Source organism: Wenjunlia tyrosinilytica, from assembly GCF_014646055.1.
Classification (GTDB): Bacteria; Actinomycetota; Actinomycetes; order Streptomycetales; family Streptomycetaceae; genus Wenjunlia; species Wenjunlia tyrosinilytica.
Map to the genome: position 1 here is coordinate 102,100 of NZ_BMMS01000027.1, position 12,460 is coordinate 114,559.

The window sequence follows — 12,460 nt, forward strand, 5'->3', positions numbered from 1 at the left end:
GCGGGATGGTTCCCGAGAGCATCGCAGAGCTGGTGGGCTCGCTGGCCGCACAGGGTGTGGGGGTCTTCCTGGAGGAGGGTCGGCTGCAGTGCCGCGGCCCGCGGGGCGTCCTCTCGGCCGAGCTCCTGGAGACCATACGCGGCCACCGGGACGAGATCGTGCGGTTCCTGGAGCGCGAACACGATCCCTCGCGGCCGCACCCCCTGACCGCAGGTCAGCAGAGCCTCCTGCTGCACCAGCGACTGACGCCGAACAGCGTCGCCTACAACCTCGCGTTTGCGGCGAACGCCGACAACGCGCTGGACGCGGAGTCCCTGGACGCTGCCCTCCGCGAAGTGGTCACCCGCCACTCGATCCTGCGGACCACGTACGCGTGGCAGGACGGCGAGCCGACCCAGCGCACCCAGCCGGTTCCTGCGCGGATTCTCGACACCCAAACGGTAGCGGCCGAGCTGGTGGAAAGCACGGTCGAGGCGTTCATGGACCGCCCGTTCGACCTCGAGCGCGAGGCGCCGATCCGTGCCGCGATCATCTGTACCGGCCTCGAGGATCAGCGGCCGGTGATCGTCCTGGTGGTCCATCACATCGCGGCGGACCTCTGGTCCATCGACGTAATCGTCGAGCAGTGGCTCGGCGGGTACCGGAACCGCGTGGACAATGGCGGCCCGCGGTCGGCGCCGATTGGCAGCAACTTCATCGACCAGGTACGCAGCGAGGCGGCCTGGCTGGCCAGCTCAGCGGCCGACGTGGAACGCAGTCTCGCATTCTGGCGCGACCGGCTCGGCGATGAACCGGCCGTGCTGAACCTGCCGTTCGACCGGCCGCACCCGGCCGTGCAGAGCTTCGGCGGCGGCCGGATTTCCCTTGAGCTGGACGCGGCTCTGTCCACGCGTATCGACGCGCTCGCGCGCAAAGCCGATGTTACGCCTAATATGCTCTTTCTGTCGGCCTTCCAGGTGCTGCTCCAGAAGTACAGCGGTTCGGACGACGTCGTGGTCGGCACACCGGTCGCGGGGCGCCGAACCCCCCCGGTACAGAACGCGGTGGGCTTTTTCGCCGACCCCGTAGTGGTTCGCGCCGATCTCCGCGGCGACCCCCCCTTTGCCCACGTTCTCGACGCCACGCGGGCGAACCTGCTGAACGCCCTTGATCACCCCTATCCCTTCCCGCTGCTCGTCGAACAGCTCAACCCCGTCCGCGATCCGAGACGGTCACCGCTCTTCCAGGTCATGTACGTCTGGCAGCAGACGCGCCAGCGTCATGACCAGGTGCGGCTGACCCCGCTCTCCTCGTCGGGCCAGCGCGGTGCCGCGTACGACCTGGTCCTGTCGGTCGGACAGTCCGGCGGGCGCTTCAGCTGCTCCTGGAGCTACAACCTCGGCCTCTTTAATCGGTCGACGGTTGAGCGCATGGCGCACGCTTTCCTCGAGATCCTCGGCGGGATAGTGGCGCGCCCCTCGGACCCAATCTCGCTGCTCCCCTCGATGTCCGCCGACGAGCTGGGCGCCGTCCGTCGTGTGTCGGCCGGGCCGGTCACGGAACTGTGCGAGCCACCGTGGCCCGAGCAGTTCGACTCCCAGGCGCGGCGGACGCCGACGGCGACGGCGCTGGTCTGCGGGGACGAGACACTGACCTACCAGCAACTCGCCGACCGCGTGGGCCGATGCTCCGCTGCACTTCGGGCACGGGGCGTGGCCGAGGAGGTGCGTGTCGGCCTATGTATCGAGCGATCGGCCGCCCTGGTAGTGGCGATGCTGGCGATCGCCCGGGCTGGCGGGGTCTATGTCCCCCTCGATCCGGACTACCCGGCGGACCGCCTCGCCCACATGGCGTCGGACTCGGGGATTGCCCTGTGCGTTGCTGACGAGCGAGGCAGGCTGGCCCTCCGGTCCCACCGCGGCGAAGTTCTCGACCTCGATGTGCTGATTGGCGAAGCGGCGGCCCTGGAGCCATCGCCAGCCGCTGCGGTCTCGGGCGACGCGCTCGCGTACTTGATCTACACGTCGGGATCGACCGGCCGCCCCAAGGGAGTGATGGTCACACGGCGCAACGTCGCCAACCTCTTCGCAGGCCTCGACGGTTCCGTGGGGGAGGGGCCGGGAACGGCGCAGGCCCAGCCGGTCTGGCTCGCCGTGACGAGCGTCTGCTTCGACATCTCGGTACTTGAACTGCTCTGGACCCTCTGCCGGGGCCACCAGGTAGTGATCGAGCCCGAGTTGTGGACCGCGCGTGCCCGGCCCGTTCCGTCCCGGGACAGGCGGAAGGTCGACTTCAGCTTGTTCTACTTCGCCGCCGAACCGGGCCCGCGACGCGGCAGCGAGGTCTACCGACTGCTCCTCGACGGGGCCCGGTTCGCGGACACCCACGGTCTGCACGCGGTCTGGCTGCCTGAGCGGCACTTCCACGCCTTCGGCGGCGCCTACCCGAATCCGTCCGTTCTGGCGGCCGCCGTCGCGGCGGTGACGGAGCGGGTCGGGATCCGGGCCGGGAGCGTCGTCCTGCCGCTGCAGGACCAGCTGCGGGTCGCCGAGGAATGGGCCGCGGTCGACAACCTGGCGGACGGACGCGTCGGTCTGTCGTTCGCCTCCGGCTGGCAACCCGACGACTTCGTGCTGGCGCCCACGCGCTACGCCGACCGTCGCGAGACGATGTGGCAGGACATCGAGACCGTCCGCAGGCTCTGGCGCGGCGAGTCCGCACCCCGAACCAACGGCGTCGGGGCTGAGGTCCAGGTCACCACGCTGCCCCGGCCGGTCCAGCTCGAGCTCCCGGCCTGGGCGACTGCGGCAGGAAGTGACGAAACCTTCCGCCAGGCCGGCGAACGCGGCCTGAACATCCTTACCCACCTGCTGGGCCAGAACATCCACGAGCTGGCGCGGAGGATCCGTGTCTACCGGGAGTCGAGGGCCGCCGCCGGGCACGACGAAGGCGTCGTGACTCTGATGCTGCACACCTTCGTCCACCCGGACGAGGAACTCGTGCGCGAGGCCGTCACCGAACCCTTCAAGAACTACCTCCGGAGTTCCATCGACCTGATGCGCGGCCTAGCCAAGGGGCTCGGCCTCGACCCGGTCCAGCACCAGGACCTGATCGTCAACCATGCGTTCGACCGGTATTTCCGGACCAGCGCCCTGTTCGGCACCCCCGAGTCCTGCGCCGACTTCGCCCGCGAGCTGGCGAACATCGGCGTCGACGAGATCGCCTGCCTCATCGACTTCGGAGTCGGCGACAAGCAGGCGCTCGACGCGCTGCGCAACATCGTGGCCGTGCAGCACGCAGTCAGCAGTGGCCCGGGTGGCCGCACGCCCACCGTGTCGGAGGCGATTGCGCGGCACGGCGTCACCCACCTGCAGTGCACCCCGGCCTTCGCGGGGCTTCTGCTGCTTGAACGAAAGGGCGCGCCGACGGAAAAGGGCCCGCTGCGCCGGCTCCTGGTCGGAGGGGACGCCGCGCCCCCCGAGCTCGCGGGGCGCCTGCGAGACACGGGCGTGACGGAGGTCTTCAACATGTACGGACCGACTGAGACCTGCGTCTGGTCGGCGGTCCAGCAGCTCGAAACCGACCGGCTGGGCCGGGTGACCGTTGGCGGACCGATCGCCAACACGACCCTCCAGGTTCTCGACGCCCGCCTGCAGCCGGTCCCGGCCGGAGTGCCCGGCGAACTCCACATTGGCGGCGCGGGCGTCGCACGAGGGTACTGGAATAGGCCCGGGCTGACGGCGGACCGGTTCATACCCGATCCGTTCGCCACCCGGACCGGCGCGCGGATGTACCGGACCGGCGACATCGTCCGCTCGCTCGGCGACGGTCGTCTGGAGTTCCTCGGTCGCGCCGACCACCAGGTGAAGGTGCGGGGATACCGCATCGAGCCAGGCGAGATCGAGAATGTGCTCGGTACGCACCCCGGGATCGACAGCTGCGCCGTGGTCGCCCGGCGGGACCGCGGCGGCGACGCCGCCCTGGTCGCGTTCGTCGTCCCCCGTGCGGGCACGGAGTGGGCAGAGTGGAGCGTCCGGGCGCACGCGAGGCGGCTGCTGCCCGAGCACATGGTGCCGTCGCAGATCGTCGACGTGGAAGGGCTGCCGTTGACGCTCAACGGGAAGGTCGACCGGGCAGCCCTGGTGGCACAGGCTAACGAGGTGGACGGGTCGCGCCGCGCCGCCTATGTGGCGCCGCGCAACCGGATCGAGGACTCCCTCCAGCAGATCTGGCAGGAACTGCTCGAACGGCCCGGCGTCGGTGTGCACGAGAACTTCTTCGAGATCGGTGGCCACTCGCTTCTCGCGGCGAAGCTGCACGCGCGGATCGTCGCGGCGGAGCTGGGCGACATCGAACTCGTCGATCTCTTCAGTCACCCGACCATCGCAGGCCTCGGGGCACGGCTCGGCGATGGCGGCGACGCCGCGAACGTGCGGGTCCGGAGTATTGACAGCAGGGTGAGCAGGCAGCAGGCCGCCGCGCGTCGGCAGCAGCGCAGGAGGCAGGGCTCATGAACAATCAGCCCGCGGGCGACGACGGCGTTCAGCCCATCGCGGTCATCGGCATGGCTGGCCGCTTCCCGGGGGCGGCCGACCCGGAGGCGTTCTGGCGGAACATCGCAGCCGGAGTCGAGTCACTCGTCCGCCTCTCGGAGGACGACCTGATCGCGGCCCGCGTCCCGGAGGAGCGGTACCGCGACCCACACTACGTGCGGGCCGCCACTGTGCTAGACGGCATGGACCGGTTCGACGCTGGGTACTTCGGCTTCACCCCGATGGAGGCGTCGATCCTCGACCCGCAGCACCGGCTGCTCCTCGAGTGCACTCAGGAGTTGTTCGACACAGCCGGGTACGACTCGTGCCGCCTGGATAAGACCACCGGTGTCTACGTCGGTGTCGGGTTCCCCTCGTACCTTGTCAACAACCTGTTGGCCCGCCCCGAGATCATCGAACAGGTCGGGATGCAGCGGATCTTCTTCGCCACCGATAAAGGGTTTGCGCCCACCAGGATCTCGCACAAGTTCGATCTGACCGGTCCGAGCATCGGTGTCGACACGGCGTGTTCAACCTCGCTCGTCGCGGTCCACCAGGCTTGCAGGGCGCTGCTGGCCTACGACTGCGACCTCGCGATCGCCGGTGGCGCCAGCTCGGTCTTGCCCAACGGCGTCGGTTACCAGTACCACGAGGGCGGCATCAGTTCTCTAGACGGGCACTGCCGGGCGTTTGACGCCCGTGCCGGGGGCACCCGGTTCGGCAGTGGCGTGGGGCTCGTCCTGCTCAAGCGGCTGGAGGACGCACTGGCCGACGGCGATCAGGTGCTCGCCGTGATCCGGGGTTCTGCGGTCAACAACGACGGGGCGTCGAAGGCGGGATTCACCGCGCCGAGCGCGACCGGCCAGGCCCTCGTCGTGGCGGAGGCCCTGGCCTTCGCCGAGGTGTCGCCGGATTCGGTCGGCTACGTCGAGGCCCACGGAACGGGGACCGTCATCGGTGACCCGATCGAGATCTCCGGTCTGACCCGGGCCTTCCGCAAGGGGACAGACCGACGGCAGTACTGCGCCATCGGGTCGGTCAAGACGAACGTCGGCCACCTCGATGTCGCGGCCGGCGTGAGCGGACTGATCAAGACCGTCCAGGCTCTGCGGCACGCGGAGCTGCCGCCCAGCCTGCATTGCGAGCAGCCCAACCCGGCGATCGACTTCGCGAGCAGCCCGTTCTACGTGAACACCGAGCTGCGCCCCTGGACGTCCTCCAGCGGTCCCCGGCGGGCCGGAGTGAGTTCGTTCGGGATCGGCGGCACGAACGCCCACGTGGTGCTGGAGGAGGCTCCCCCCCGGGGGGCTTCGGGGCCATCGCGCGCGGAGCATCTGGTGGTGGTCTCCGCCCGCTCGGCCGAGGCACTCGACCGCGCCCGGGCCGACCTCGCCGCCGCGTTCCGGAACGCAGTCGATGAGGCTCTGCCCGATCTGGCCTTCACGCTCAGCGTCGGGCGGCGGGCGCACGCCCACCGTCAGGCCTTCGTCTGCCGCACCCGCGCGGAGGCGGTCGACCTGCTCGAAGGGGCCAGACCCTCAGCCGTCCGGTCGGGGATGCACACGGGGGATGCGCCGCGGATCGCGTTCCTCTTCCCCGGGCAGGGCGCCCAGCAAGTGCGGATGCTGGCCGACCTCCAACGCGGGGAGGAGGTCTTCCGGCGGGAGGTCGAGCGGTGCGCCATGCACGTCGAGAAACGTCTCGGCCTCGACATGTGCGAGGTGATCTACCCCGTTGGTCAGGGCGGCGACGCCCGTCTCGATGAGACATGGCTCACCCAACCCGCCCTGTTCGCGGTCTCATTGGCGACGGCCCGGCTCTGGCAGTCCTGGGGCGTCCAGCCGGACGTGCTGCTCGGACACAGTCTCGGTGAGTATGTCGCTGCGACGGTCGCTGAGGTCTTCGGCCCGGAGGACGCCCTGGACCTGGTGATCGACCGGGCGCGCTTGATGAACGGTCTGCCCGCCGGGGCGATGACCGCGGTGTCGCTCGACGCGGCAGCGCTCGAACCGCTCCTCGGGCAGTGCTCTCTGGCGGCCGTCAATGCCCCTGGGCAGTGCGTCGCCTCGGGGCCGCTCGCGGCCGTCGAGGAGCTCGAGGCCCGGATGGCGGCCGCCGGCGTCGTGCACCGCAGGCTCCGCACCTCCCACGCGTTCCACTCGGCCATGCTGGACGAGGTCGCCGGAGCGTACCGGGAACGTGTGGCGCAGGCCCGGCCGGGTGTGCCGCGCACACCGATCGTGTCGTGTCTGACGGGCCGCGTCCTGGAGCCCGGCGAGAGCTCCGATCCCGCGTACTGGGCCCGGCAGATGCGGGGCACGGTCAGGTTCGCCGAAGCGGTGCGGACCATCGCCGAGGACCCGCACCGCCTTTTCCTGGAAGTGGGGCCCGGCCGAACCCTGACCTCGATGGTGCGGAGGTCCGGCATCGCACCCGAGCGCGCCCTCGCCTCGGCCCGGGGCGACGGCGACTCCCGGACAGACGGTGAGGCCCTGTTGGACGCGCTCGGCGCCCTCCACTGCGCCGGGGCTCCGGTTGCCTGGGAGCGGTTCTGGGCGGGCGAGCGGCGGCACCGCCTGCCGCTGCCGAGCTACCCCTTCGAGCGGCAGCGTCACTGGATCGACCCGAACCCGGCGGAGCGGCCCGCCCTCGAAATCCCGGCGGCGAGTCGGGACGGCGAGACTCTGTCCGCCCGTACCTGGCGCCCGGCCCCGCTCGATCCGGGTCCGTCCAAGCGGCCGGCCGGGGGCGACTGGCTGCTGCTGGTGGCGGACGACGCGCTCGGATGTGCGCTGGAGGCCCGCCTCGCCCAGCGCGGGGCGTCGGTGGTGCGGATCCGGCCGGGTGTCGAACTCGCCGAGACCGCTGAAGAGTTCGTCGTAGACCCGGCACGCCCGGACCTCGTCGAGCGCCTGCTCGAGGCACTTGAGGAGCGCGGTCGGACGCCGAGCGACGTCGTGCTGGCCTGCGACCGCGGGGCGGCCGAGAACGTCGATGCCGCCCAGCGCGCAGGGCTGGAGACCGCGGCGGTCTGGATCCGGGCCCTGGCCTCGCGGGCGACAGGTGAGCCCGTCCGGCTCGCTGTGGTGGCCGACCGGCTGGCCCGAGTCCTGCCGAGTGACGAACCGGCGACCGCCATGGGGTCGCTGGTCGGCTTCTGCCGCGCGGCCGCCGAACACCCCGAGCTGGCGGTCGCCTGCATCGACATCGACGAGCCCAGCGCCGCGGAAGCCGCCGACGCCGTCCTCGCGGAGCTGACGGCTGGCCCGGCCGACGCCCTTGTCGCGTATCGGTCGGGCCGGCGCCACATCGAGTCGTACGAGCCGGTCGCTCGGGCCGAGGGCGGTGCGCGCGCGAGTGGGAGCTATCTCGTCACCGGCGGGTACGACGGCCTGTCCGCGATCCTCGCCCGCCGCCTCGCCGAACGGCACGGCGCACGGCTCACCCTGGCCGGGCCGGAGCCGGTGCCGCCCAGGACCGAGTGGCCGGGCTGGTTCGGCGAAGACACCGGAGTGGAGTTGGCGCGCGGCGCGGCCGAGGCCGAGGCCGGCGTCGTCACGGGCGCCCTGCGCCACGATGTCGAGGCACTGTCGGACGTTGAGCGGGAGCTCGCCGCCGAGGCGGGCCCGGGGTTGCCGCTCGAGCTGGTCGGGGCGACCCTGAACCGGCTGTGCGGCAGCTACGTGCACGGCACGCTTCTCCGGGCAGGCGTCGACCTGACCGAGGGGCAGGTGTACAAGCGATCCGAGATCGCCCGGCGGATGCGAATCCTGCCGATCTTCGAGAAATTCCTCGACTTCTTCCTTGAGGTGCTCCACGAGGATGGGGTCATCCGTCGGGAGGGCGACCGGATCGAGGTCCTGATCGGTCCGGAGGCCGTGCCCCCCGCTGACTCCGTCGCCGCCAGGGCGCTACTGCCGGGATTCGAAGCGACTATCGACTTCCTGGAACACTGCGTCGCCCACTACCCGGCGGCCCTCAGCGGCGACATCGACGCGATCGGGGTGCTCTTCCCAGAGGGAGACCCCAAGCCGCTGGAGGCAGCGTTCCGCCGGCTGTTGGACGGGAGCAACTTCGACGTCTACGCGGGGCTGCTGGGCCGCCTGCTCGCCCGGCTGCCCGAGGGCCGACCGGGGCGGCCCCTCCGAATCCTCGAAGTCGGCGGTGGAAATGGACAGTTGACCCGGCTCATCGCCCCGATGCTGAGCGAGCGGGAGGTGGAGTACCGGTTCACCGATCTCGGCGGCTCGTTTGTCCGCCGGGCGCGGGAGGAACTGGCCGACCTGGGCTTCGGCGACCTGCGCTGCCAAATTTTGGACATCACGAAGGACCCGGTCGCCCAAGGCTTCGAACCGTACTCGTTCGACGCAGTGATCGGCTTTGACGTCGTCCACGCCACCCGGCGGATCGACCGGACGTCGGAGAACCTGCGCGGGCTGCTCGCGCCCGGCGGACTGCTCTGCCTCGTCGAGGCGGTGGCCTCGCTGCGCTGGGTCGAGATGCTGTGGGGTCTGGCCGAGGGATGGTGGCTGTTCGAGGACCATGAGGTCAGGACAGGGTCGCCGCTGGTACCGCTGGACACCTGGGACCGAGTCCTCGGCGAACTGCCGTTCGCGGACACCGTGTCGTTCCCACGTGATCGGGCGGCCCGGGAAAGCACGTACTACGGACTGGTCCTCGCCCAGCAGCCCGAGGTATTCGACACCCCTGACCGTTCCGCAAAGCTGGCACGCCGGGCCGAGGAGATCCTCCAGATCAACCGCACGCGTATCCAGGCCGTCCGCGATCTCGAGGCGGCCGGAGCGGAAGTCCTGCTGGTCCGGGTGGACCTGACCTCCCCCGTACAGGTGGCCGAGGCCGTCGCGACCGCCCGGACGCGCTTCGGCGCGCTGGACGGAGTCGTCCACGCTCCGGAGACGGTGGGCGGGGAGCCGGGCCAGGACTGGACCCCGGCGAGCCTGCGGGCCCTGGCTGCTGCCCACGGCCGGATGGCGCGGGCGGTCGAGGCGGCTGCCGCTGACACGGGCGTGGAGAGCGTCACGTATGTCTCGCTAGACGCCGCTCCCGGCGGCGGGGATGCTCTACGGGCCGCGACCGTGGCCGGACTGCTTGACGCGTTCGCCGCTTCCGGCGGTGCCGGCAGCCGGTCGGGGTCGATCCACTGGAACGGCGACGAGGAGCTCAACCAGCTGGACGACGCCATCGGCAGCTCGGGTGTGATCCACGTGTCGGCACAGAGCCCTGCGGCGGCACGAGCGGCGGGCACCGACCGGCAGCGAGCCTGGCTCGAGGCCCGTGGCACCCGCGGCGACCCGGCGGAGGACGTCGAGCGGGAGCTCCTGGTGATCTTCCAGCAGCTCTTCGGAATGGACGCGATCGGCCTCGATGACGACTTCTACCAACTCGGCGGCGACTCGCTGCTGGCCGTTCAGGTGGTGGCACGGGTGCGGCGGCGCTTCGGCGTGGACATCGCGGTCAAGGCGGTCCTCCAGGCTCCCACGGTCGCGAGGCTCGCTCAGCGGGTGCGCGCGACGGGTCAGGGCGGCCAGCACACGGACACGCCCCTGCTGCGCGTTCCGCGGCACGATCTGATGCCGCTGTCGTTCGGTCAGGAGTCGCTGTGGCTCGCCGAGGAGCTCCACGGGCCGAGCGCGACGTACAACATCCCCGGCGCGGTGCGTCTGATCGGGAGGTTGGAGACCGGGGCGCTGCGGCGGTCCCTGCGCCAGGTCATCCAGCGGCACGAGGTGCTGCGCACCACCATCCACGCCGTGGACGGACTGCCGGGGCAGCGGGTGCACGACGAGCTGAACGTCGAGTTGCCCGTGCGAGACGTGCGCGAGGAGCAGATCAGCGACCTGGCCCAGGAGCACGCGCGGACGGTGTTCGATCTCACGTCCGGGCCGCTGATCCGGGTGACCCTGCTCCGGGTCGGCCCCGAGGACCACGTGCTTCTGGTGAACATCCACCACATCGTGTCCGACGGCTGGTCACTCGGCGTGCTGGTGGAGGAACTCGTCACCTTGTACTCGGCATTCGTCCGCGGCGGACCGTCGCCGCTCGAACGACTGGATCACCAGTACGTGGACTTCGCGCAGTGGCAGCGCCGCTGGCTGGAGGGCGAGGTCTTCGACCGGCAACTCGCCTTCTGGCGGCGCAAGCTCGCCGGAGCGCCGTCGCTACTGGAGCTGCCGACCGATCGGCCGCGCCCCGAGATCCAACGGATCCACAACGCGGTCCGGAAGTTCGTGGTCCCTCCTGAGGTCTCGGCGGACCTCGTGGCGCTCGGCAGGGCCGAGGGGGCGACCCTCTTCATGGTGCTGCTCGCCGCGTTCAAGGTCTTGCTCGCCCGCTACTCCGAGCGGACCGACATCATCGTCGGAACGACGAGCGCCAACAGGACCCGCGCCGTCTTCGAGCAGATGATCGGCATGTTCGTGAACAACCTGGCACTGCGGACCGACCTGTCCGGGAACCCGACGTTCCGTGAACTCCTGGCCCGGGTCCGTGACACGGCAGTGGACGCCTACGCACACCAGGACCTGCCGTTCCGGACTCTCGTGGACGAGCTGCGTCAGGATCGGAGTACGGCCGTCACACCGGTGTTTCAGGTTCTCTTCCTGCTGCAGAAGCTGAACATCACCCTGGAACTGCCGGGGATCACCGCGCACACGCTCGAAGTTGACGCGCTCCACACCAAGTTCGACCTGACCCTGTTCATGGAGGAGCAAGAGAACGGGATCGAAGGCACCTTCATCTACAACGCGGAGCTCTTCGACGAGCCGACCGTCGAGCGCATGGCGGCACACCTCCGGCGGCTCCTGGTGAGCGCGGTGGCCGCGCCGGACATCCGAATCGAATCACTGCGGATGGCGACCGATGACGAGGAGAGAGTGCGTCACATGGCCGAGGCGAGCGCGAAGACGTCGATGCTCCAGTCGCTGCATAGCGCGAAGCGGCGCTCGGTGGAGATCGCCGGGATCAACCCAGTCACCACCGGATTCCTGCCGGGACTGCCCGATACGCCGCTCGTCGTGGAGCCGGCCGTCGTGCGCGCCGACCTGCCAGGCTGGCTGCGGTCACACCGCGGGGTCGTCGATTCCCAATTGCACCGGCACGGTGCGCTGCTGTTTCGCGGCTTCCACGGCGGCTCGGTCGAGAAGTTCGAGGAAGTGGCGCACGCGATCTGCGCGACACTCTACCGGGAGTACGGGGACCTGCCGAGGGAGGGCGACTCGGTACAGGTCTACAAGTCGACTCCGTACCCCAGCGACCGATCGATTCTCTTCCACAACGAGAGTTCCCACCTCAGCAGCTGGCCGATGCGGCAGCTGTTCTCCTGCATCGTCGCACCGCAGGACGGCGGGGAGACCCCGGTCGTCGACTGCCGGAAGGTCTACGCTGGCCTCCGGCCCGAGCTGATCGAGATGTTCCGGCGTAGGAGGCTGCGTTACGTCCGCAACTTCATCGAGTCGGTCGATGTGAGCTGGTCCCAGTTCTACGGGACGGATGATCGCGCGTTCGTGGAGCGTAAGTGCCGCGAGGAGGGCACCGGTTTCGAGTGGGCCCTGGACGGGACGCTGAGGACCTGGCGGGTCGCCGACGCGGTCGTCCGGCACCCGCGAACCGGGGAGATGGTGTTCTTCAACCAACTGGCTCTCCATCACGCCTCGTGTCTCGACCCCGACACCCGTCGGTCCCTGGGCGCCCTCTACGGCGAGCAGGGCATGCCGCGCAACGTCTACTGGGGTGACGGCTCCCTCATCGAGGACGAGGTGGTCGCCGAGGTCCGGGAGTTGATGGATCGTGAGGCGATCACCTTCCGCTGGCAGGAGGGCGACGTGCTGGTCATCGACAACATGCTCGTCGCGCATTCGCGGCTGCCCTTCGTCGGTCCGCGGAAGATCGTCGTGGCCCTCGGCGACATGATGGAAGCGGAGACCCACTGA

2 protein-coding genes are annotated in these 12,460 nt (G+C 70.1%); both read left to right on the top strand.

The features are described from left to right. The first annotated feature begins 5 nt into the window (after nt 1-5). Nucleotides 6-4,493, top strand: a complete 4,488-nt coding sequence (locus IEY86_RS37895) for a MupA/Atu3671 family FMN-dependent luciferase-like monooxygenase (RefSeq protein ID WP_189134472.1) — start codon at nt 6-8, stop codon at nt 4,491-4,493. Beyond that, entirely contained in the window at nt 4,490-12,460 is a 7,971-nt protein-coding gene (locus IEY86_RS27010) for a type I polyketide synthase (RefSeq protein ID WP_189134473.1), read from the top strand. The genes IEY86_RS37895 and IEY86_RS27010 overlap by 4 nt, the downstream gene beginning before the upstream one ends.